Source organism: Nocardia alba NBRC 108234, assembly GCF_001612665.1.
GTDB classification, from domain to species: Bacteria; Actinomycetota; Actinomycetes; order Mycobacteriales; family Mycobacteriaceae; genus Nocardia; species Nocardia alba.
The window spans coordinates 1070134-1093616 of sequence record NZ_BDAX01000002.1 but is presented as its reverse complement, the minus strand read 5'-3'; the positions used below and the strand labels follow the sequence as shown (position 1 = coordinate 1093616).

Below are 23483 nucleotides of genomic sequence, written 5' to 3'. Positions count from 1 at the left end.
CAATTCATGACACTATCGACTCGAATTCGGCGGCTCAGCGTCTCGTACGCCCGGCCGATCGAAGAACAGAGCCCGCGCGCGCTCGGGCTCGTGGCGCTGGCCGTACTGGTCGTGTTGCTGGCGTGCGCGCTGGGCTGGAACAGCCTCGGTGTCGGCGAGCGCAGCTACGAGGCCGAGTTCGCCCAGGCGGCCGGGCTGCGCGTCGGTGACAGCGTCACGGTCGCCGGCGTCCAGGTCGGTGCGGTGACCGGCCAGACGCTGGTGGGTGACCGCGTCGTGGTGCGGATACGGATCGCCGACGACGTACCGCTCGGCGCCGAGACCACCGCCGCGATCAAACTGACCACACTGCTCGGCGCCCGCTATGTCGAGGTGCGCCCGGCCGGTCCCGGCGAGCTGCGCGATCGCCGGATCATGCTGTCGCACACCGCTGTTCCCTATGACCTTCAGCAGTCGCTGGAGAACGCCACCACCACCTTCGAACAGGTCGACGCCGCGCAGATCAGCCGCTCCCTCGACACCCTGGCCACGCAGCTCGACGGCGTGCCCGCGGTCCTTCCCGGCGTGCTGACCAACATCAGGACGTTGTCGAGCATTCTGGGTAGCCGCCGCGGCGAATTGGGTTCACTGCTGACCGGCGTGCGTGAGCTGACCGCCATGGTCAATGATCAGCGGTCCGATGTCGGGGTGATCGTCGGTATGGGTCGAGACCTGTTGACCGACATAGCTTCCCGGCGACAGGCGATCGAGCTGCTGATGTCGGCGACGACGCGGCTGGTCGAGCAGGTCCGCGGCATCGTCGTCGACGATCGGGCGAATGTCGACCAGCTACTCACCGGACTCAACGGGCTGCTCGGCAGCCTCGCCCGTCACGACGACCTGCTGCGCAATACCTTGCAGATCCTGCCCGTCGCGGTCCGCAACCTGACCAATGCCTCCGGCAACGGAAACTCGGTGGACTTCAACGCGCCCGGCGGCGTTCTCGTCGACTCGTGGATGTGCGCCCTGAGCGGACACGCCGAGTTGGCCCAGTTGCCACAGTATTTCGGAGATTGTCGATGAGAACAGTGTTGAAGCTGGCGCGGGTCACCACGGTGCTCGCGGTCCTGGGGTTCGTCGGTTGCGCGAGCGCGCCGATGCGGAGCGGACCCGACGACATCACGGTGGTGGCCCATTTCGACAGCGCCGCGGGACTCTACGTCGACAACACGGTCGCGATACTCGGGATGCCGGTCGGTGAGGTCACCACGATCGTGCCGCGGGGAGCCTACGTAGAGGTGACCATGCGGGTCGACGGCGAAGCGAAGATTCCCGCGGACGCGATGGCGGTGACGGTGTCGACCTCGGTCCTGACCGACCGGCACGTGGAGTTCACCCCCGTGTACCGGGGCGGGGAAACGCTGCGCGACGGTACGACACTCGGTGTGGAGCGCACCAGAACACCGGTCGGCGTGGATCGGTTGCTGGCCATGGCCGACGGCCTGTCCGGTGAGCTGGGCGGCGAGAAACCCGGTGACGGACCGATCGCACGGATGCTCGCCGTCGCCTCGTCGGCGACCGGCGGCAACGGGCAGCAGCTGCGCGCGACTATGGACGAGTTGTCGCGGGCGCTGCGCCTGGGCGATGACGCGGGAGCGGGGACCCGAGACGCGGTCACCCAGATCACGCAGGAGCTGTCGGTGCTGGTCGCGGCGGCCGCCGACGGTGATCAGACAATCCGTGAATTCGGGGCTGCCTCGGGGCAATTGGGTGAGATGTTGACCCAGCTCGAGATCGGATCGGGCGCTACCGGCGCGCAGATCACCACGGTGATGCGCCAAGCCGACGATCTGCTGATGGCCAACCGGGAGCCGTTGCGCACCGCGGTCGCCGACACGGGAACCGTCGTCAAGGCGCTCGCCGACTACCGCGACCAGTTGGCCGAATTCCTCGACCTGACGCCGATGTTGCTGGCCAACGGCTACAACGCGGTCGACCAGGAGACAGGCGGTGCGCGCATTCACGCGCTCCTGGACCGGGTCGCCTTCGACGGGCAGATGGTCAAGGAGGTGTGCAACATCCTCGGGTTGCGCCAACTCGGTTGCAGCACAGGAACTCTGCAGGATTTCGGACCGGATTTCGGTATCACCGACATGTTGGAAGCGATGAGTAGGTTGCCTCGATGAGAACCAGGAATTCCGTGTTGACGATGGCGGCGCTGGCGCTCGCCGTGGTCACGGTGACCACCGGATGCGGCGTCGGGCTCGACGACCTGCCGCTGTCGGCACCCGGGGCGGGCGAGTCCGGCTACACGATCAACGCGACGTTCGCGAACGCGCTGAATCTGCCCGCGAAGGCGAAGGTCCGGCTGGCGGGCGCCGATGTCGGCGAGGTGGCCGAGATGTCGGTCGCCGACTATCGGGCCAAGGTGGCGCTGCGCATTCGGGCCGAGGTCGAGCTGCCGGTCGGCACTCGGGCGCAGCTGCGCACCGCGACCCCGCTCGGCGATGTCTATGTGGCGCTCGACGCGCCGCTCGATGCCACACCCTCGACCGCCGCCCTGCGCGACGGAGATACCATCGCGCTGGCGGAGACCTCGGCGGCGGCGACTGTCGAGGAATTGCTCACCACAGCCTCGCTGCTGGTCAACGGCGGCGCGATCCGCAATCTGACCAGCGTCGTGAACGGACTCGGGCGCGCGGTCGGTGATCGAGGCGACAACCTCGGTGGGCTGCTGGATCAGTCCACCCAGCTGGTCACGGCCCTGGCCGCCCGATCCGACGACATCCGGCTCGCGCTGACCGAAACCGATCGGCTGGTCAGTGAACTGGCCGCGAACCGCACCGTGATCGACGAGTTCGTCAGCGCGGCCGGCCCCGCGTCCACGGTCATCGAGGCGAACGCGCAGCAGGCGCTCGCACTCGTTCGGCAGGTCGACGATGTGAGCACCGCACTGGCGAAGTTCCCGGTTCTTCGCGGTGGTGAGATCGGCGGGCTGATCGCGAATCTCGACCGGATCTCCGCGGGGCTCAACGACGCCATCCTGAATCCGAACGCGAGCCTGGCCGCGATGAACGCCATGCTGCCGACCATCATCAGGCTCTCCAGCGGTACGTCGGCGCACGGCAATGTCGACCTGCAGGACTTCGCGATCGGGGCGCTCGCCGACCCCGGCCATCAGGCCGATCCCGGCAACCGGATACCCGACGCGAGCGATTGGCAGGCACTGGTCGGTTCGCTCACCTACACCCTGCTCGCACTGCGCGAGCGCGTCCTCGGACCCGGCCGATGAGCGCCGTCGGCGGGCTCGCCGCATTCGGCTCGGCGGTAGCGGATCTGCCCGCGCGACTGCTGGTCGGTGGGGTGCGCGGGGGGCATCCCTATCGACTCGCGCTCTCCGCGGTGGCGTTGGCGCTGGTCGCGGTCGTCGGTGCGACCTATCTGGTGTTCGGTGCGCTCGGCTTCGATCCCTCGGCCTCGACGATCGCGGTGCGGGTGCATCTGACCCAGTCCGGTGGGCTGTTGCCCGGCCAGGACGTCACCTTGCGGGGTGTGCCGATCGGTGAAGTCCGCTCGGTCGAGTTCGAGCCGGGCGGCGTGGTCGCGGTGGCCGGCATCGACGCCGATATCCGGGTGCCCGCCGACGGTACGGTCGACGTGACGAGTTTGTCCACGGCCGGCGAGCAGTTCCTCGACTTCCGGCCCACGCGCTCGACCGGACCGTATCTGAGCGACGGCGCGGAGATCTCCGCGGACAAGACCTCGACACCTACACCGCTGTGGCAAATGCTCGGCACGCTCGATTCGAGCTTGGCGCAGGTGGATCCGGCCCAGCTCGCCTCCGTGGTCGCGGAGCTCGGCGTCGGGCCGGAGGGGCCGCGCAAGCTCACCGACATCCTCGACGGCGGGATCTTTCTGGTATCGACGCTGGATGCTGTGCTCCCACAGACCGTCGCACTGATACACGACAGCAAGACCGTGCTCTCGACCCTGGGCGGTGGATCGACAGGGCTGCGACGGTTCTCCGCCGACGCCGCGCACTTCATGCGTGGCGTCGAGGTTAAGACCGGCGGTTTCGCGGAGTTCCTCGACGCGGCACCGGGGACGCTCACCGCCCTGGACACCGTGCTGGCGGACAATTCCGCCGCGATGGTCGGGTTGTTGACCAACCTCTCGACAGTGGCCCAGGTGACGAACACCCGGGTACCGGCGATGCGGGAGTTCTTCTTCCCGACCCAGCGCGCCGGATCGGCCCTCGACGCGTTGGCGACGGTGATGCACGACGGCGGATTCTGGGGGCTGGTCAGCCTTTACCCGCGCTACACCTGCGTCTACGACCTACCGCGCAAGCCGCCGTCGGTGGGCGACTATTCCGAACCGTATCTCTATACGTACTGCCCGGACGACAATCCGGGGATCCTGGTCCGCGGCGCGGACAATGCGCCGCGCCCGCCGGGAGAACGCCTGCCCGGCCGTCCGCCCGCGGGCGAGCCGGCCGATCGCACCGCCGACCCCACGCCGATCGGCCCCCGGTCGTTGCCCCTGCCGTTGCCGCTGGCCGAGTCCGGCCAGACGGTTCCCGCTCCACCCCGATGAGGAATCCGAGATGAACCAGAAGACCGACTCCGCCGATAGCCCGACCGCTGACGAGCCGACCACCGAGGTCCCCATGGAGACGAGCCAGGTGCAGTCCGCCGACAAGGCCGCGGAGCCCGCCGCGGACGCGACGACCCCGGCCGCCGAACCCGAATTCGTGATGCCGTCCAAGTGGGCGATCCGTCGGATGATCGTGGCATTGATCTGGAAGAAGATCCGCATCCCACTGCTCGTGCTGGTGGCGGTGGTGGCCGTGATCACCGCGGCGATTCTCGGCTGGAAGCTGAAGCAGGACAACGACACCGATGCCGCGGCCGCGGCCGGACTCGACGCCGCGCGGGCGTACGCGGTCACCTTGACCAGCGTCGACTCCGGCAACCTCGACCGCGATTTCACCGCGGTGCTCAATGGATCGACGGGGGAGTTCAAGGACACCTATACGCGGTCGAGCGGGCAGTTGCGTCAGCTGCTGCTGGAGAACAAGGCGACCGGCAAGGGGACGGTGCTCGACGCGGCGGTGAAGTCGGCGACCCCGACGAAGGTCGAGGCGATCCTGTTCGTCGACCAGACGGTGACCAACACGGCCTCGCCCGATCCTCGGGTGGACCGCAGCCGGGTGATGATGACGATGGAGCTCGTCGATGGTCGCTGGCTCGCGAGCCGGGTGGCGCTGCCCTGACCTGCCCGCTGGTCACGCCCAGCCCGCGCAAACACTACGCGGGCAGGAGTGACACTGTTACAGTTGGTATTACTGGAACGATATCTGTTGTACGTGTAACTGTGTGAGCGGCAGCGGGTTCGATGTGAGTGCGGAGGCGCGGATGTCACAGGTTGTCGGGTTGGACAAGGCCGATCGAACCGGTGAAACGACAGACCCGGATGAGCTGGTCGCGATCCTGGAGCGGCAACGCCAGGCATTCCTGCGTGAGGGCCCGGCATCGGCGGCCGTGCGGCGCGACCGGATCGACCGGCTGCTGGCCATGGTCCTGGACAATATCGACGACTTCGTCGAGGCGATGTCCCGCGATTTCGGGACGCGATCGCGGACCGGGATGCTGTTCGCCGAGATCATGGGGATGCTCACCGCGTTCGAGCACACCCGCTCACATACCGAGCGTTGGATGCGTCCGATCCGGCCGAACCGCCTCGCGCGGCTGTACGGCATCCGCACCGAAATCCATCCCTCGCCCCTCGGGGTGGTCGGCATCATCGGCCCGTGGAACTTCCCGCTGCAACTGGTCGTGGTGCCCGCCGCTTCGGCGTTCGCCGCGGGCAATCGCGTGATGATCAAGATGTCGGAGATCACCGCGCACACCGCCGAACTGACCCGTTCACTGGCCGGGCGCTATTTCCACCAGGACGAACTCGCGGTGGTGACCGGCGGACCCGACATCGGCGCGGCGTTCACCCGACTGCCGCTGGACCACCTGTTCTTCACCGGTTCGACTGGCGTCGGTCGGCTGGTGCAGCGCGCCGCCGCCGAGAATCTGGTTCCGGTCACCCTCGAACTCGGCGGCAAGAATCCCATCGTGGTCGGGCCGGACGCTGATTTCGACCGGGCCGCGAATCGGATCGCGCGCGCCAGAATGGTCAATGGTGGCCAGGTCTGTGTGTGTCCCGACTATGTTTTCGTTCCGGCGAGCCGGATCGAGCAATTCACCGACAGCCTGCGCACCGAATTGCGCGGCATGTTCCCGTCGATCCTGGCCAACGACGACTACACGACCTCGGTCGACACCGCCAACTACGAGCGGGTTGTCGCACTCATCGAGGATGCCCGCGCTCGCGGGGCCAGCGTGGAATCACTCGCACCGGCGGGGGAGGAGTTGCCCGATCCGGTCGCGCGGAAGATCGCGCCGACGCTGATCCGTGACGTCACCGACGACATGCGCATCGCTGACGAAGAGGTCTTCGGTCCAGTTCTGTTGATCAAGCCCTACACCGACCTCGCCGATGTCATCGACTACATCAACGCGCGGCCTTCGCCCTTGGTCGCCTACTGGTTCGGTCCCGACCGCAAGGACTTCCGCAAGTTCGTCGACGGCACCCGCAGTGGCGGGATCGCGCGCAACGAATTCGCGATCCACATGTTCTCCGAGAACGCGCCCTTCGGCGGTGTCGGGAACAGCGGGATGGGCGCCTATCACGGGAAGACCGGTTTCGATACGTTCAGCCACCTGCGCACGGTGGCGGGGACCGATCTCCCCTTCGCCATCACCGGGATCGCGGCGCCGCCCTTTGATCGTCGAACGGTGCAATTCATCGATCTGGCGCTGCGGGCCGCGCGCTGGCGGACGGGACGTCGAGTGCGTGGACGCCTGCCGCGACGTGAGCCGACCAGCTGAGACGCCCGTCTCCACCTTCTTCCACCACAACTTACGGGCGTGCGTGAGCGCGCCACCGATTATCGAGGAGTTACGTTGTCCCCTTCCGCGACCGGGTCCGACTCGACGCAATTGACTCTTGTCGGCGCCGCCGACGCCGCCGCCGCGGCGCTCCCGGATCGCGACATCATCATCCAGGGCGACCACCGGCACACCTACGCGCAAGTGGCCGAACGGTCTCGTCGGCTCGCGGCCTACCTGCATGCTCAGGGGCTGGGGTGTCACACCGAGCGTTCCGAGCTCGAACCCCACGAGGTCGGCCAGGACCTGCTCGGCATCTACGCCTACAACGGCAACGAGTACGTCGAGAGTTTGATCGGGGCGTTTCGCGCGCGCGTGGCGCCTTTCAATGTGAACTACCGCTACGTCAAGAGCGAACTCCAGCACCTGCTGGCCGACGCAGGCGCCACCGCGCTGGTCTATCACGCGACCTTCGCGCCGCGCGTGGCCGAGATCCGGTCCGATCTGCCGCACCTGCGCGTCCTCATCCAGATCGCCGACGAATCCGGCAACGAATTGCTCGACGGGGCCGTCGATTACGAAACGATCATCGCCGCGACGGAACCGGTGGACCTGCCGGTGACACCCTCGCCGGATGATCTCTACGTGCTCTACACCGGTGGCACCACAGGGATGCCGAAGGGCGTGCTGTGGCGCCAGCACGACATCTACATGGCGGCCTGCGGCGGGCGCGACATCAACACCGGTACGCAGGTGAGTTCCTACGAGGAGATCGGCGCGCGCGCGGCGGCGAATCCCGGCGTCAAACTCATGCTGTTGCCGCCGCTGATCCACGGTGCGGCGCAGTGGGCGGTGCTCACCGCCATGACGACCGGTCAATCCATTGTGTTCTCCCCGGTGGTGGATCGGATCGATGGCGCGGAGATCGTGCGGACGATCGAACGCGAACGCGTCGCGATCGCCATCGTGGTGGGTGATGCCATGGCCAGGCCGCTGCTCGCCGCGGTGGAATCGAAGACCGCCGATGTCTCCTCGCTGGCGGCAATCGCCAACGGTGGCGCGGTGCTCACTCCGCAGCTCAAGCAGCAGTGGATCGAGGCGGTGCCGGGTTTGGTGGTGCTCGACGGCGTCGGGTCGTCGGAAACCGGAACCCAGTTGCATCATGTCTCGGCGGCGGGCTTCGTCTCGACCGGAACATTCTCGGCGGGCCTGGACACCAGGGTCGTCGCCGAGGATTTCAGCACCGTTCTGGAAGCCGGCCATGACGGTCTCGGCTGGCTCGCGAAGCGTCAGTTCACCCCGCTCGGCTACAAGGACGACGCGGCCAAGACCGCGGCGACGTTCCCTGTCATCGACGGCGTGCGTTTCGTGCTGCCCGGTGATCGTGCGCGCCACCTCGAGAACGGCACGATCGAACTGCTCGGTCGCGATGCCGTCACCATCAACTCCGGCGGTGAGAAGATCTTCGCCGAGGAAGTCGAGTCGGCGATCGTCTCCCATCCCGCGGTCGCCGACGTGCTGGTGGTCGGGCGTCCGAACGAGCGATGGGGTCAAGAGGTTGTCGCGGTCGTGGAACTCGTGCCCGACGCGACCGCCGATTTCGCCGAGCTGGTAGGTCACGCCGCGCAGTCGCTCGCCCGCTACAAACTGCCCAAGGCCGTGGTCTTCCGTTCCGCGATCAGCCGTAGCCCGGCCGGGAAAGCGGACTATCGCTGGGCGCGTGAACAGGTCACCGAACTCTGATCGAACGACCTCGGACGGCACCGATCTCGTTGTGGCGTCCGAGGTTTCGGCACGATATTCGGGCTCCACCGCCTGTGCGGCACCACGACGCGTGGTGCCGCACAGGTGCGACGGGTCAGAGTTCGATGGCCGGACCGACGGTCAGCGGGGCAACGAATCCACCGTCGACGTGAATGTCTTGGGCGTTGACCCAACGGGATTCAGGACTGGCGAGGAACGCGATCACGGGAACGATGTCGGCCACGCCGGCGTGCCTGCCGATGGTGGCCTTGACCGAGTCGAGCACTTCCTTGCCCATCGACGCTTCGAAGTCGGTGAGAATCGGGGTCTCGGTGGGGCCGGGGCTGACGGAGTTGACCCGGACGCCGAACTTCTGCCAGGCGGCGGGGGCCAGGCGCTTGGTGAAGATGATCGATGCCTGCTTCGACGTGCTGTAGACGGGGTAGGCGGGGTCCTGCGTCGCCTGCCACTGCGCCACGGTATCGGCATCGCCGGCCGCCAGCAGGCCCGCGAGATCGTTGATTCGCTGCTCCCAGCCGAGGGCGGCGACCGAGGCCACGGTGACGATCGCGCCGCCCTGGCGCAACAGCGGCAGCATGCCGATGGTGAACAACCGCATACCGAGATAGTTCACCCCGAGGACATCGGCCACGGGCGCGGTGCCGGGCACGCCCGCGACGTAGGCCAGCGCGTCCCAGTCCGCCCCGATGCGCCCCAGCAGGGCCGCGATCTCGCCCGCATCGCGCAGATCGCACTGTTCGTGCTGACTGGCGGGCGTGTCGTTCGCGTTCAGGTCGACCGCGAGGACGTGGTCTCCCCGCTCGTGGAAGTGCGTCGCGGTCGCCGCTCCGATGCCGGACCCTGCTCCGACGACGACGATCCTGCGCTGCTGGGCGACCATGGGTTCCACCGTTCTGATGCCCGATACGGCATCTGTTACAGAAAGCTTGACAGTAAGGGTAACTATAAATCAGTCTTGTGGGCGAGACAACGTCCTCGGCACGCTCTGTGTGTGGGCTGGGGCGAGTGCCGGGATGCCGGCCGAGGAACGGAAAAGGTGCTGATAGGAATGCCGATCGTTGATGAGGCCGCGAACGTTCTGGCCGAACCTGCCGCCTACGCCGACGAGCCGCGCTTGCATGCCGCATTGGCCGCGTTGCGGGCGGACAAGCCGGTCGCGCGCGTGGAAGTGGCGGGATACAAACCGTTCTGGGCGATCACCAAGCACGCGGATGTGATGGCGGTGGAGCGGGCGAATCGTCGGTTCACGAACTGGCCGCGTCCGGTGTTGATGACGGCGGAGTCCGATGAGATGCAAGCCGCCGTGGGGATTCGGACGCTGATCCATATGGACGACCCGCAGCACCGTGTGGTGCGGGCGATCGCGGCGGAGTGGTTCGCGCCCAAGGCGATGAAGGCGATGGGTGAGCGGATCGAGGAGCTCGCGAAGCGATATGTGGATCGGATGCGAGACACCGGGGGTGAGTGTGATTTCGTGTCCGAGATCGCGGTGAATTTCCCGCTGTATGTGATCATGTCGTTGCTCGGGGTGCCGGAGTCGGATTTTCCGTTGATGTTGAAGTTGACTCAGGAATTGGTCGGTAGTGACGACGACGAGTTGAAGCGGTCGACGCCGCCGGACGAGGCGATGAACGCGTTGGTCGAGATGTTCACCTTCTTCCAGGCGCTGACCGAATCGCGGCGGGCGAACCCGACCGATGATCTGGCGTCGATGATCGCGAACGCGAAGATCGACGGCGAACCTTTGTCGGATGTGGACATTGTGTCGTATTACGCGATTATCGCGACGGCGGGCCACGATACGACGAGTAGCAGTATTTCGGGTGGTGTGCGGGCGCTGATCGAGCATCCTGATCAGTTGGATCGTTTGCGGGCTGATCCGGGGCTGATGCCGGGTGCTGTCGAAGAGATCATTCGGTGGGTGACGCCGGTGAAGGCGTTCATGCGAACCGCTGCTGAGGACTCGGTCGTCAACGGGGTCGCAATCCCGGCGGGGGATTCGTTGTTGCTGTCCTACGCTTCGGCGAATCGTGATGAGGATGTTTTCGAAGATCCGTTCCGGTTCGATATCGGGCGTGAGCCGAACAAGCACGTGGCGTTCGGTTATGGTGTGCATTTTTGTTTGGGTGCGGGGTTGGCGCGGATGGAGATCAGTAAGTTCTTGGGGGAGTTGTTGCCGCGTTTGCGGTCGATCGAGTTGGCGGGGGAGCCGGAGTTGACGGCGACGACGTTCGTGGGTGGGTTGAAGCATTTGCCGATCCGTTTCACCATCGACTGACCGAATACCTGTGCTGCGCGTAGCCGCCGATACCGGCGCCGTGCGCACAGAACACGACTCGAAATTCATCGGAATACACACGAGGCCGCACCGAAGGGTGCGACCGGAACGCAGAGGTTGAGAAATATGCCCAAACCAGTCATCGTCAGTGCGGTCCGCACCGCGATCGCGCGATCGTTCAAGGGCGCGCTCGTGAACGTGGCCTCGGAGACGCTCGCCATCGAGATCCTCACCGAGGCCGTTCGGCGCTCGGGCATCGACCCGACCCACGTCGACGACGTGATCCTCGCCGAACTGAACTACGGCGGCGGCGACCTCGCGCGGCACGCGGCCGTGGCCTCGGGGATGCTGAATGTGCCAGGCCAAGCGGTCAATCGGCACTGCGCGGGCAGTCTCACCGCGATCGCGAACGCGGCCGCCCACGTCGGCGTCGGGATGGAACGGGTGATCGTGGCCGGCGGCGTGCAATCGCTGTCGACGGCTCCCCTGATGAAGTGGCGGGTGCCGGGGTCGGGGCCTGAGCTCGAATTCAAGGAGCCGTGGATTCCCCCGTCGCACCCGGAGACCCCGGACGCGCCCACCATGGACATGTCGATCACCGTCGGTTGGAACACCGCGAAGAAGGTCGGGATCAGCCGTCAGGAAATGGACGACTGGGCGCTGCGGTCGCATCAGCGCGCCATCGCCGCGATCGACGAGGGCAGGTTCACCGACGAGATCCTGCCGTTGAAGGTCGCCCGAGCCGACGGCTCGGTCCTCGATTTCGCCGTGGACGAGCACCCGCGCCGGGAGACAACCGCCGAGCGATTGGCGGCGCTGCCCGTGCTGCATCCCGAGATCGAGGGGTTCTCGGTCACAGCGGGCAACAGCAGCGGCATCAACGACGCCGCCGCCGCGGTCACAGTGACCGCTGACGACTACGCCGCGAGCGCGGGCCTGGAAGTTCTCGCGACAGTGCGTGCCTGGGCGAACGTGGGCGTGACCCCGGCCGACAACGGCATCGCCGCGGTGAATGTGATCGGCAAGGTGCTCGACCGTGCCGGGCTGTCCGTCGGTGACGTGGCGCTGTGGGAGATCAACGAAGCGTTCGCCTCGGTGCCGATCGCCGCGTGCCGCGCGCACAACATCGACGAGGAGCTGGTCAACTTCTCCGGCAGCGGATGCAGTCTCGGCCATCCCATTTCGGCTTCGGGCGCCCGGCAGGTGGCGACCCTGATCTACGAGCTCCGCCGTCGTGGCGGCGGCATCGGCGTCAGTGCGATGTGCGCGGGTGGCGGCATGGGCGGCGCCCTCGTCATCGAAGTCTGAGTGCTTTCACCGAGAGAATGGAGATATCTGTGTCGGACGCAGTGCTAGTGGAACGGCGCGGGCGAACGCTGGTGATCACGATCAACCGGCCGGACGCGCGCAACGCGGTCAATCTCGCCGTCAGTCAGGGGCTCGCCGACGCCGTCGACGAGCTCGACGAAAGTCCGGAGCTGTCCGTCGCGGTCCTGACCGGCAGCGGCGGAAACTTCAGCGCCGGAATGGATCTGAAGGCATTCGCGGCGGGGGAGTACCCCTATGTCGCCGGTCGGGGCCTCGGCTTCACCGAGAAGCCACCGGTCAAGCCGATCATCGCCGCCGTGGAAGGCTACGCGCTGGCCGGCGGTACCGAACTGGTGCTGGCCACGGATCTGGTCGTCGCGTCCAAGACCGCGCGGTTCGGGGTCCCCGAGGTCAAGCGCGGTCTGGTCGCGGGCGGCGGTGCGCTGTTGCGACTGCCACAGCGCATTCCTTACCAGAAGGCGCTCGAATTGGCCCTCACCGGTGACACCTTCACGGCCGAGGATGCCGCCGCGTGGGGCTTGGTCAACGAGGTGGCCGAGTCGGGGGAGGCGCTGGACCGGGCGCTGGCTCTGGCCGACCGGATCACCGCCAACGGGCCGATCGCGGTCGCGGTGACCAAGGAGGTCATCGTCAAGGCGGCCGAGTGGAGCACCGCCGAGATGTGGCAGAAGCAGCTCGAACTCATCGCCCCGGTCTTCGGGACGAAGGACGCGCAGGAAGGCGCGCAGGCGTTCGCCGAGAAGCGCACCCCCAACTGGACGGGCACCTAGGCCGACGAGCCGCCCACCCATCAACAACCCATGAAGTGAAGGAGACGCAGTGTCATTCGAAGGTGAAGTAGTTCTGGTGACCGGTGGTGCCGGTGGTCTCGGTGACGCGACGGTGCGCAAGTTGCACGCCGAAGGCGCGGCCGTTGTCATCGCCGATGTCAACGACGACAAGGGCAAGGCGCTGGCCGAGGAGCTGGGCAACAAGGCCGTCTATGTACGCACCGACGTGCTCGACGACTCGACCATCGAGGAAGCGTTCGCCGCGGCCGACAAGCTGGGCACGCTGCGCTACGCGGTGATCGCGCACGGTGGTTTCGGGGTGCTCGAGAAGGTCGTCAACCGGGACGGCACGCCGCACACGTTGAAGGGCTTCACCGACACGATCGGGCTGTACCTCACCGGTACCTACAACGTGCTCCGGCTCACCGCGGCGAAGATCGCCAAGCTGGAGCCGAAGGACAGTGGCGAGCGCGGCGCGATCGTCATGACCAGCTCCATCGCCGGCTACGAGGGCCAGATCGGCCAGTCGGCCTACGCGGCGGCCAAGGGCGGCGTGATCGCGCTGACCCTGACCGGCGCTCGCGATCTCAGTGCGGTCGGCATCCGGGTGAACAGTATCGCTCCGGGCACGATGCACACCCCGATCATGGATTTCCTGGGCGAGGAGAAGCTCTCGAAATTCGCTGCGGCGGTACCGTTCCCGAAGCGACTGGGCCAGCCGGCCGAATACGCGTTCCTTGCTCAGCACCTGCTCGAGAATCCGTATATCAATGGCGAGGTCGTGCGTATCGACGGTGGGCAGCGTTTCCAGCCGAAGTAGATCCGCCACCGTTACTTCCGGTGGATAACCCATGACCGCCGTTCCGACACGGAGCGGCGGTCATGGGCTGTTCGGGTCGTGGGACCGCACGAACAGGCCGTCAGCGTAGGAGCGGATCGCGCGGCATTCCGAGAATGCGTTCGGCGATCTGATTCCGGGTCACCTCGGAGGTGCCGCCCGCGATGCTCATCGCTCGGGCACCGAGCACCATGAGTCCCGCCATGGCGGCGTCACCGTCGGCCAGCGCGATATCGGGGCCGAGCAGCATCGCTGTGATGGCTGCGTATTCGCTGAGGTTTTGCGCCACTTTGAGTTTGGTGATGTTGCCCTCGGGGCCCGCGCCCGTTCCTTCGATGCTACGGACCGCTCGGCGCAGGTTGAGCAGGCGCAGGGCGTGGGCTTGCGCCAGATATCGGCCGACGCGGGCATCGGTGTCGGCCGAGCGGGATCGGTGTCGCTCGACCAGGCGCAACAGCGTGCCGGAGTCGGCGTTGCCGGTGCCCGAACCGCCGCCGATGCTGACCCGCTCGTTGCCCAGCGTCGCCCGCGCGACTGCCCAGCCGTCGTTCACGGCACCGACCACGTCGGCGTCCGGCACGAAGACCTCGTCGAAGAACACCTCGTTGAATTCCGAACTGCCCAGAAGCATGCGTAGTGGTCGCACCTGTACGCCGGGGGCCGCCATGTCGATGATCATCGTCGTGATGCCCGCGTGTTTGGCGACACCGGGGTCGGTGCGAACGGTCGCCAGACCGCGTCGGCTGTAGTGTGCGCCGCTGGTCCACACTTTCTGACCAGTGATTCGCCAGCCTCCGTCGACCCGCATCGCCGTGGTCTTCACGGCGGCCGCGTCGGAACCGGCGTCCGGCTCGGAGAACAACTGACACCACACCTCCTCCTGGCGCAGCGCCCGTTCGACGAACCTGTCGATCTGCCCTGGCGTTCCGTGCTGGATCAGGGTCAGGACGACCCATCCGGTGATCGAATAGTCGGGGCGCGTGAGTCGGGCCCGGGTGAACTCCTCGTCGATCACCACCTGTTCGACCGCGGTGGCCGAGCGGCCCCATGGCTTCGGCCAGTGCGGCATGACGTAGCCGGTGGTGATCAATTCCGGCAGGCGGATCGATTCGTCCATCGCGGCGATGCGCTCGACGTCCGCGCGGATCCCGGCGCGCACCTGGTCGGCTGCCGCGGGCAGGTCGACGGTGCTGGTGCGGCCGACCCCGGCCGACGTCAGGGTGAAGACATCGGTGGCGGGCGCGTCACCGCCGATGAGGGCTCGCAGCGTCACTGCCCGCCGCAGATGCAGGTGAGCGTCGTGGGCCCAGGTGAACCCGACGCCACCGTGCACCTGGATGTTCAGTTCGGCGTTGTGGACATAGGCGGGCAGCGCGATCGTCGCGGCGGCCGCGGCCATCAGCTGGAACTGACGCTCGTCATCGGTTGCCGCGCGTGCGGCGTCCCAGACGGTCGCGACCGCGGACTCCGCCTCCACCAGCATGTTCGCGCAATGGTGCTTCACCGCCTGGAACGTCGCGATGGGTCGCCCGAACTGAGTGCGGATCGCGGCGTAGCCGACAGCGGCATCGACACAATCGCCTGCCCCGCCGGCCGCCTCGGCGGCGAACAGCAGCCGCGCCCGCGCCACAGCGGCGGCGCGTGCTCCGACCAGAACCTGGTGCGGTGCGACGGTAACGTCGCGGAGGGTGACGCGTCCGCTCCGGCGGGTCGGGTCCATATTCGACGGCGTCTGTATCGAGATGCCCGCGGCGGTGCGTTCCAGGATCACTACGTCGTCTCCGGCACAGATCAGCAGCAGATCCGCCGAACCGGCACCGAGCACGACTCCCGCCCGACCGTGCGCGCGCCCCCGGTTGTCGATGGTGACCTCATCCCCGAAGCCCACTGCGGCGGTGACTGTTCCGTCGACGAGTCCGGGCAGGAAACGTTCGCGCTGTTCGGCACTGCCGACGGCCGCCACCACCGCCGAGGTGATCACGGTCGAGACGAACAATCCTGGTGCGATCGCACGGCCCAACTCCTCGACGACCACCACCGATTCGGGCAACCCGTATCCGGAACCGCCGTACGCCGGGTCCACATGCAGACCGAGCAAGCCCAGCTCGGCCAGTTGTGCCCAGAACGCGGGCGGGTCCTCTGTCGCGGCGTCGAGCAGTTCGCGCGCCGCCTGTCTCACCGCGCGGTCGGTGGCGAACCTCCGAGTGACCTCGGCCAGCGCGCGGTGTTCTTCGGTCAGTGCGATACCCATGCATACGTCCTCTGGGGCTGAGTCGATCGAGCGTTCGCGGGCAGGGAGGCTGTGATCGTGACGCGAACGAAGAGGTATTTACAGTATATCTTTCGGTATCTCTGACGTGGGGAAATGCTGATCGGCGCCTTCGAGCGCCGGGGCAACGTGGATCACGGTTCGCGAATTCGTTGACGTGGTTCAATGACATATGTCAGTATTACCGACATGGTCACTGGCAGGATGATCAGCGACCTACTCTCCTGAATTGATAAGGGGGAGAGGGGATTCGGTGAACACCCCACGAGCTCTGTGCGCGCCTGATTGACGCGAGTCAATGACGGGAGTTAGCTCGCCGCATGAGCGAAATCCAGGACAAGCCTCAGGGGCGACAGGCCCAACGTCTCCACACACGGAAGCGAGTGCTCGATGCGGCGGTTGCGGAATTCGGTAGAGCGGGCGCGGCCGAGGCCGACATCGCCACGATCGTCGAGGACGCGGGCGTGGCGCGCGGAACCTTCTACTTCCACTTCCCGACCAAAGAGCACGTGCTGCTCGAACTCGAACAGCGCGAGGAGGCGCGCATCGCCGGAGAGCTCGAACGGTACCTCCGGACACCGCACGATCTCGCGGGAGTGCTGGCGAAGGTCGTCCGGCTGATCGCGGCGTTGGAGCGGCGATTGGGTAGCAAGTTGTTCAAAGACCTACTCGCCGTGCACTTCTCACCGACCAGACCGTTGGACGACACCTGGCGAGAGCATTCCGTGATCGCTCTGGTCGCCCAGGAGATCGAACAGGCCGCCGAGCGCGGTGAAGCGCAACTCGTCGTCGAGTCGTATCACAGCGCCGTGTTCTTTCTCATCGGCTTGTACGCCCTGCTCACCACTACGAGCGGCTCGAAAGCGCTGCGCACCGCGGTGCTCGCCGACTACGTGACGACGACGCTGCGCAGCCTGGAGCCCCGATGATGCTGCCGCACAACACGATCCGCCGACAGATAGGGAAACCCGATCATGCTTCTCGATATCGTCCGACTTCTCCTGGCCTGGGGCGCGGTGGTTCTCATCATCGCCTTCTGGTACTGGATCATGAGCAACATCGGGACATTCTGATCATGTGTACGGTTCGTGAACCAGCGTGCACCCGCGGAGATCCTCCATGACCGCCGCCCAGCCCGCCGCGTCGGTCGAACGCAGCTGTGCGGTGACGGCGGTCGCGCTATCGGGTCGCCGCCGCGAAGGTGTCCGCCTGGTGACCGGCGAGCGGCGCGGCTTCGGCTTGAGCCCTGGACTCGGCGTCGTCCATGTGCCTTATCCACCACCGGTTCCCGACTGGAACCGCACCACCGTGACCTGCGGCATCGCCCTACAGTGCTCGCCTTCCAAGGACCGGATCGCGCGGTATCCGCTCCACGAGTTGTCACCGCGGGAGCGCGGTGCGCTCTCGATCGTGGAGGGTGACGTCGCCGCGACGTGGGCCGGTGAGCGATATCCCGGACTGCTACCCGAGTTGCGCCGATGGCTGCGCCCCCTCGAGTCCACTGATCCCGATCTGTCGGGCGAGGACATGATCGAGCGCGCCGTCGCGCTCGCCCGGTCACCGGGTTCGGTGGGGCAGTACCCGCTGCTCGGGAGTTTGCCGCTGGCCACCGCGCCGCGTAGTCGCGTGTCGATCGCGGCACGGCGGATCTACGGCCGGATGCCCTGGACTTCCACCCGCACCGACAGCTACCGCGTCTGGTCGGTACCGGTCGGCGGTGAAGGCGGCAGCCGGGCCTCGAATCTGCCGCCACCGAGCCGACCCGAGAACGAGGACATCGAGATCCGCGCCGACCAGCGCGCGGGGATCCCCTATCCGGAGTGGAACCAGTGGACATCGAGTTTCCTGCCCGACCACGTCGCGGTCCTGGAGCGCCGCCAACCCACCTCGTCGAGCCCGATCGCGCCCGCCGCACCCGAGGTGCGGCGCTGGTTCGAAGAACTCACCCATCGGTCCATGCGCGGTGGCCTCGTCGACGGGTCCGACATCGACATCGACCGCTACATCAGTCACTACGTCGACACTCAGGTCGGCGCGACTCCGCAACCACGGGTGTTCCGTGAACTGCTGCCCAGTGCCCGCGATGTCACGACCGCGGTCCTGCTCGACGGCAGTTCCTCGCTCGGCATCAACGGGGGCGCGACCTTCCGGTTGGAGTTGGACTGCGCGGACGCTCTCTCGCGGGCCATGACGGTCGCCAGGGAACGGCACGCGATCTTCGTGTTCACCGGCAATACGCGCCATCGCGTGGAAGTCCGGTGCCTGAAGGACTTCGACGACCGGACCTTCGTCGATGTCGGTGGGCTCGGGCTGGCGGCCGGTGGCTACACCCGCCTCGGCGCGCCACTGCGGCACCTGACCAGTCGGCTGCTCGACCAACCCGCGCAACGTCGCCAGCTCATCATCATCGGCGACGGCCTCATCTCCGACGAAGGGTACGAGGGCCGCTACGCGTGGGCCGATGTGGCACACGCCGTAGAGGAGGCCGTCACCGCCGGGATCGCTGTCTACTACATCGGCATCGGACCCGTCCGTGTCGATCCATTGCCCGAAGTCTTCGGACCCACCCGCTCGCAACGGATTCGGCGGGTGGAGGAACTTCCCCGCGTTCTCGCACATATTCACCGAGAGTTGGTCGATCTATGACATCTGATTCCTATTTCGCCGGGGGCGGCGAGGTCGAACTGTTCGAACGAGCGTTCCAGCAACACCTTCCGGTCATGCTCACCGGACCGACCGGCTGCGGCAAGACCCGATTCGTCGAGCACATGGGCTCGCTGCTGGGTCGCCCGGTGGTCACCGTCAGCTGCCACGACGACATCACCAGCTCGGATCTGGTCGGGCGATTGCTCGTCACCGGCGGTGATGTGGTCTGGAACGACGGCCCGCTCACCAGGGCCGTGAAGGGCGGGGCCATCTGCTATCTGGACGAGGTGATCGAGGCACGCCACGATTCGCTGGCCGTGCTGCATTCGCTCGCCGACCACCGGCGCGCGCTCTACCTCGACCGCGCCGATGAGGTAGTGCAAGCCCCGGAATCGTTCATGCTCGTCTGTTCCTACAACCCGGCCTACCGCAGTTCGCTCAAGGTTCTGAAACCGTCGTTCCGGCAGCGCTTCGTCACCATCGCCATGGACTACCTGGCACCCGAGCGCGAAGCCGACGTGGTGGTAACGGAATCCGGCGTCGATCGAGCCGTGGCGACGCGATTGGTGCACTGCGCGAACACTATTCGTGGCGCGGACGAGATATTCCACTTCGAGCCACCGTCGACGCGCGTACTGGTGGCCGCGGCCAGGCTCATCGCTGCGGGCGCGCGCGAGATCGACGCGGTGCAGGCCTGTGTGCTGGCGCCGCTGAGCACCGATACCGCCATCGGTGACGGCCTGCGCCAGATCGCCACCGCCGGTCTGCTCGCCGGCGAAGAACCCGTGTGACCACCTCGAGGAGAACGCTGCCATGAACGAGCAAGACCGTAGACGCAAGCATGCGCTGATCGTCTTCCAATTCACCATCTATGGGTTTCTGCTGCTGATGTTCCTCATCCAGTTGCGGATGCTGATGACCAATGACTGGTAGGAGAAAATCATGAATCTGCCGACATTCGTCAGGCGCGGTGCCGGATCAGGAAAACCGCCCAGCGCCGAGATCCGGACCGCCGGAAGCTATGACGAGCACGAAGCGGAAAGCCGGGCGAGTCAACGCCGCGCCGACATCTGGCTTACCGCGGGCACGGCCCTGATGGGCACCTACATCCTTGGCCCGTTCGGACTACCCATCTTTCTGCGCGGCGTCTGGTTGCAGCGCCGAGCGCAGCAAGAGGGATTGTCCGTGCGACCGCTCATCGTCACGCTGATCGGGTATCTCGTCATTCTCGATGCCTTCCTCAACAGTGTCGGCTGGGTGCTCGATGTTTTCGCCAGCCACACCTTGGTCACGCGGGTCTTCTTCACCGCATGGGGCAATTTCTTCGACGCGGGCTACTGGTGGCACTACAACGAGCTGTGGGTCGGCGGGGCGGGCGCGCCCGGTGAGAAGGGCTGGGAGTTCGCCGGTGTGCTCATCGTCTTCCCGATGCGGATCGCCGCCGCGATCGCCTTCCTGCAGATGAAGCGGTGGGGTCATCAGTGGCTGATCGTCACCTGCTGGTTCGGTGTGGTCATCTGGGTCGGTTACATCGTGAACATGACCGTGTACGCCGATATCCGCTTCGACGGTGTCGTGCTGCCGGTGTTCGGTTGGTGGTTGTACGACATCTTCTACATCACGCCATTCCTGGCAATTCCCTACCTGCACACGGTCAATCGCGAGATATTCGCCGACTGACCGCGGTTCGACTCGATTTATCTGCTGAAGGAGAGTTTTCGCGATGAGCACACCATCGTCCGAATCGGGATCGGCTCCACCGGAGGAACTTCCGCTGGGAACCACGCCACCGTTCGCGCGCATGCATCGATGGCTCAAACGGGGCATCATGATCTGCCTGGTCGCGCTGGTGGTCGAAGGGGCTTTCACCGTACCCGCGCTCGCGCTCTGGTACGGCTGGCCGACCCTGTCGCTGCAGGAGATCTGCGACGAGATGATCAAGGTCCGCTACGACGACGACACCTTGGAATGCCAGTATCCCGCCGATTTCAACGCACCGCCGCTCGGTGGGCAGGCCGAAGCGGCCGGGCAGACCACCGCACGTGACGAATGGGGCGTCCAGCCCAAACCCGGTTGGGACCATATCGGATTCCGGGAACTCGTCCATCGCCACAACGAGCGGATCGCTCGAGAAGGCGGGGGCGGATAGTGCGCGATCGGTTACTCTCTGTCCGCGCCGTCGGGTCGGCGGTCGGACAGGCGTTGCGGGTCGCGATGGACCGCGCCGTGCCGGGAGGCGCGGCGCGCGTGCCGCTGCGTGTGGAGGACGTCACCCCGGCCTGGCTCGGCGAGATCTTCGGGGTGGCACCGGAAGACATCCATGCGATACGTGTAGTGGAATCCCACTCCGGGACCGCGGCCCGAGCACGCATCGAGGTGAGCGCGGACGCCGATATTCCCGAGTTCCTGTTCCTGAAACTACCGCCGCGCAATTATCTCCAGCACGTGCTGATGAACCTGTTCAGTCTCGGGTCGCGTGAGGTCAGCGCCTATCGCGTCCTGGGCGACGCGCCGCCGATCCGGGTGCCGCGCTGCTATGCGACCCGTTCCGACCGGGTGCGGGGTCGCGATGTTCTGGTCTTGGAGGATCTGTCGCCGACCGCGCGTTTTCGTACGGTCGTCGAGCCACTCGGCCGCGACGAAGCGGAGGCCGTCGTCGACGCCATGGCGGATCTGCATGCCACCTTCTGGCGCGACCCGACGGGGGAGACGGACACCTCGACGGGCCCACGGTCGGACGTGGAAACCCAACTGGGGCTGCTGATCCGGCGCCGTTTGCTCGGTGAGCTCACCGGACCCGCCGCGGACCTGGTCCCGGCGACGATCCGGGAACAGATCCGGATCTTCTACCAGCGCGGCAGGGAGATCGATGCCTTCTGGGCGCGCCAACCGCAGACCTTGATCCATGGGGACCCGCATCTGGGCAACCTGTTCTTCGAGGGCGCGAGACCCGGCTTCCTGGACTGGCAGATCTCGACAACAGGTTGTGGCATCCGCGATGTCGCCTACTTCGCGAACGCGTCGGTGGAGCCGGAGCTGTTGCGCGAGATCGAACGCGGACTCGTCGAGCGCTACGCCGCCCGACTCGCCGCGGCCGGCATCACGGCCGATCCCGAGCGGTTGTGGACGCTGTACCAGGTCGGCATCACCGAGTTGCTGCTCGCCATCGTCTGTACCGCGGAGGCGGGCGAAAGAATGCAGTCGAGCGCGGTGACCCGCTGCGGCGTCGCGCGGGCCGTCGCGGGCGTCGAGGCGCACAACAGCCTGGCACTTCTCGCCGCGTTCCTCGATGGCAGCCGCGTCTGAGGCCGAGCGCGCCGGAAGGCTGCTGCCGCCGAATCCGATTCGGCGGCAGCACAAGTCGCTGGGTCAGCGGGTGGTCGTGGTAGCGGCGCTCGGGTCGGGGTTGGCGATGGGCAGCCCGAGGAAGCGGCGGGCGTTGTCGCCCATGAAGTCGTAGGTGCGCCGCACGTCCATGCCCTCCGCGTATTTCCAGAAGCCCTTCGGCTCGGCCAGACCCTCCGGATGCGGGTAGTCCGAGCCGAAGAGGACTTTGTCCCAGCCGACGGTGTCGACGACGTCGGCCACGCACCCTTCCCAGAACGGGCTGACCCAGATATTGCGGCGGAACACCTCGTGCGGGTGCTCGGGAAAGTTCTGCGGCATCTTCTTGTACAGGTCTTCGAAGTCGTGGAACAGCGGATGGATCCACGAACTGCCGTTCTCGACGCTGGCGACGCGCAGCTTCGGGAAACGCGTCAGGGTGCCGTGGCAGATGAGGCTCGTGATCATGTCGGTGATCTCGCGGTGTCCCAGCGCCATCCAGCGGAACGGGCTCTGCGCCATGAAGTTCGCTGTGTGCGGCGGTTCCCAGGACGCGATGTAGCCGTCGAGCGGTGGGTAGCTGGCGTGCAGCACGATCGGCAGACCCGCGGCTTCGACATCACGCCAGAACGGATCGAATTCGGGCAGCGCGGGCGAACGCCAGCCGTGCAGGCCGTTCACCGGACCCGGCTTGATCAGGGCGACCTTCGCGCCGTTGTCGAGGATGTATTCCAGTTCGCGCTGGGCCGCGTCCACCTCGGAGAGGTTGATGATCGGCGTCGAGTAGATCCGGTCGGCGTAGTTGTAGGACCAGTGCTCGGCCATCCACTGGTTGAGCGCGTGGATGATCGCGAGGGTGAGCTGCGGATCGTCGGCGGCCGAATGCTCGACCAGACTGGCCAGTGTCGGATAGTTGAGGGCCTCGACGACTCCCTGGCGGTCGAGTTCGGTGATGCGGTCCACCGGATTGCGGGTGGCCGCGGGTGCCTCGATCGCGGGCCCCTGCATCTCGCGCAGCGTGAGCCCGTCGGAGTTCTCGCCCGCGAAGAACTTCTCGTGCGCGCCGGGCGCGGCGACCCGCTCGAAGGTCGGGTTGGGGATGAAGTCGGTGACCTTGTTGTTGATCACGATCCGGGTCTGCCGCCCGATCTGCGCGAACTGCACCGCACGCGCGTACCGCTCCGGCAGGTACTTCGTCAGCGAGTCCGGGGTCTCGTACATGTGCTGGTCGGCGTCGAAGATCGGCGCATCGCGGAATTGTTCCTCGGTCCGGCTCGCGGTCGGGTCGGCGGTGTTCGTCATCTGGTTCCCTTCCATCACTGCAGTCTTAATTACTGTAATGCAT

The 23483-nt window shown here is 66.4% G+C and carries 20 protein-coding genes; 17 read left to right on the top strand and 3 right to left on the bottom strand.

Features of this window, described 5'->3' with window-relative positions:
• Positions 1 to 6: 6 nt before the first annotated feature.
• The 7 genes from NA12_RS06670 to NA12_RS06640 all read left to right on the top strand — a co-directional run bounded on the left by NA12_RS06670 (position 7) and on the right by NA12_RS06640 (position 8663).
• Complete coding sequence (locus tag NA12_RS06670) at positions 7 to 1062, top strand: MCE family protein (RefSeq protein ID WP_084472398.1); 1056 nt, start codon at positions 7 to 9, stop codon at positions 1060 to 1062.
• Positions 1059 to 2165, top strand: coding sequence for an MCE family protein (locus NA12_RS06665; protein ID WP_132369886.1), 1107 nt, complete (start codon positions 1059 to 1061; stop codon positions 2163 to 2165). Before NA12_RS06670 ends, NA12_RS06665 begins: the two co-directional genes overlap by 4 nt.
• Positions 2162 to 3271: an MlaD family protein gene (locus tag NA12_RS06660; protein WP_067447064.1), complete on the top strand. Its 1110-nt coding sequence runs from the start codon at positions 2162 to 2164 to the stop codon at positions 3269 to 3271. Before NA12_RS06665 ends, NA12_RS06660 begins: the two co-directional genes overlap by 4 nt.
• On the top strand, positions 3268 to 4575 hold the full coding sequence (locus NA12_RS06655) for an MlaD family protein (protein ID WP_067447062.1): 1308 nt from the start codon (positions 3268 to 3270) through the stop codon (positions 4573 to 4575). Before NA12_RS06660 ends, NA12_RS06655 begins: the two co-directional genes overlap by 4 nt.
• Before the next feature lie 10 nt (positions 4576 to 4585).
• Positions 4586 to 5254, top strand: coding sequence for an Rv1363c family protein (locus NA12_RS06650; protein ID WP_067447060.1), 669 nt, complete (start codon positions 4586 to 4588; stop codon positions 5252 to 5254).
• 214 nt (positions 5255 to 5468) lie between these two features.
• Entirely contained in the window at positions 5469 to 6920 is a 1452-nt protein-coding gene (locus NA12_RS06645) for a coniferyl aldehyde dehydrogenase (protein WP_067447628.1), read from the top strand.
• Positions 6921 to 6995: 75 nt separating this feature from the next.
• Positions 6996 to 8663: an acyl-CoA synthetase gene (locus NA12_RS06640; protein WP_067447058.1), complete on the top strand. Its 1668-nt coding sequence runs from the start codon at positions 6996 to 6998 to the stop codon at positions 8661 to 8663.
• 115 nt (positions 8664 to 8778) lie between these two features.
• Here NA12_RS06640 and NA12_RS06635 read toward each other — a convergent pair whose 3' ends face one another.
• A complete protein-coding gene (locus tag NA12_RS06635) occupies positions 8779 to 9564 on the bottom strand; it encodes an SDR family oxidoreductase (RefSeq protein WP_067447056.1) in 786 nt (261 codons plus the stop codon).
• 168 nt (positions 9565 to 9732) lie between these two features.
• Between NA12_RS06635 and NA12_RS06630 the strand changes: the two genes are divergently transcribed.
• The 4 genes from NA12_RS06630 (at position 9733) to NA12_RS06615 (ending at position 13881) form a co-directional block, all read left to right on the top strand.
• The gene (locus tag NA12_RS06630) at positions 9733 to 10962 is read left to right on the top strand and encodes a cytochrome P450 (RefSeq protein ID WP_067447054.1); all 1230 of its coding nucleotides are present in this window, start codon (positions 9733 to 9735) and stop codon (positions 10960 to 10962) included.
• Between the two features lie 126 nt (positions 10963 to 11088).
• Positions 11089 to 12270 carry a thiolase family protein gene (locus tag NA12_RS06625; protein WP_067447052.1) on the top strand — a complete coding sequence of 394 codons (1182 nt, stop codon included), beginning with the start codon at positions 11089 to 11091 and terminating at the stop codon, positions 12268 to 12270.
• 29 nt (positions 12271 to 12299) lie between these two features.
• Entirely contained in the window at positions 12300 to 13061 is a 762-nt protein-coding gene (locus NA12_RS06620) for a crotonase/enoyl-CoA hydratase family protein (protein ID WP_067447626.1), read from the top strand.
• Positions 13062 to 13110: 49 nt separating this feature from the next.
• Positions 13111 to 13881, top strand: a complete 771-nt coding sequence (locus NA12_RS06615; RefSeq protein ID WP_067447050.1) for an SDR family oxidoreductase — start codon at positions 13111 to 13113, stop codon at positions 13879 to 13881.
• A 100-nt stretch (positions 13882 to 13981) separates the two neighbouring features.
• On the opposite strand, the gene NA12_RS06610 is transcribed toward NA12_RS06615, so the two are convergent.
• On the bottom strand, positions 13982 to 16150 hold the full coding sequence (locus tag NA12_RS06610) for an acyl-CoA dehydrogenase family protein (protein WP_067447049.1): 2169 nt from the start codon (positions 16148 to 16150) through the stop codon (positions 13982 to 13984).
• A 338-nt stretch (positions 16151 to 16488) separates the two neighbouring features.
• Between NA12_RS06610 and NA12_RS06605 the strand changes: the two genes are divergently transcribed.
• The 6 genes from NA12_RS06605 (at position 16489) to NA12_RS06580 (ending at position 22120) form a co-directional block, all read left to right on the top strand.
• Positions 16489 to 17097: a TetR/AcrR family transcriptional regulator gene (locus NA12_RS06605; RefSeq protein WP_067447047.1), complete on the top strand. Its 609-nt coding sequence runs from the start codon at positions 16489 to 16491 to the stop codon at positions 17095 to 17097.
• Between the two features lie 190 nt (positions 17098 to 17287).
• On the top strand, positions 17288 to 18814 hold the full coding sequence (locus NA12_RS06600; RefSeq protein WP_067447045.1) for a nitric oxide reductase activation protein NorD: 1527 nt from the start codon (positions 17288 to 17290) through the stop codon (positions 18812 to 18814).
• The gene (locus NA12_RS06595) at positions 18811 to 19605 is read left to right on the top strand and encodes a CbbQ/NirQ/NorQ/GpvN family protein (protein ID WP_067447043.1); all 795 of its coding nucleotides are present in this window, start codon (positions 18811 to 18813) and stop codon (positions 19603 to 19605) included. Before NA12_RS06600 ends, NA12_RS06595 begins: the two co-directional genes overlap by 4 nt.
• A gap of 151 nt (positions 19606 to 19756) precedes the next feature.
• Entirely contained in the window at positions 19757 to 20494 is a 738-nt protein-coding gene (locus tag NA12_RS06590) for a hypothetical protein (protein ID WP_084472395.1), read from the top strand.
• Between the two features lie 43 nt (positions 20495 to 20537).
• A complete protein-coding gene (locus NA12_RS06585; protein ID WP_067447041.1) occupies positions 20538 to 20963 on the top strand; it encodes a hypothetical protein in 426 nt (141 codons plus the stop codon).
• The gene (locus NA12_RS06580; RefSeq protein ID WP_067447039.1) at positions 20963 to 22120 is read left to right on the top strand and encodes a phosphotransferase family protein; all 1158 of its coding nucleotides are present in this window, start codon (positions 20963 to 20965) and stop codon (positions 22118 to 22120) included. The genes NA12_RS06585 and NA12_RS06580 overlap by 1 nt, the downstream gene beginning before the upstream one ends.
• Before the next feature lie 63 nt (positions 22121 to 22183).
• On the opposite strand, the gene NA12_RS06575 is transcribed toward NA12_RS06580, so the two are convergent.
• Positions 22184 to 23440 (bottom strand): amidohydrolase family protein, encoded by a 1257-nt coding sequence (locus NA12_RS06575; protein ID WP_067447622.1) that lies wholly within the window; start codon positions 23438 to 23440, stop codon positions 22184 to 22186.
• Positions 23441 to 23483: the final 43 nt, after the last annotated feature.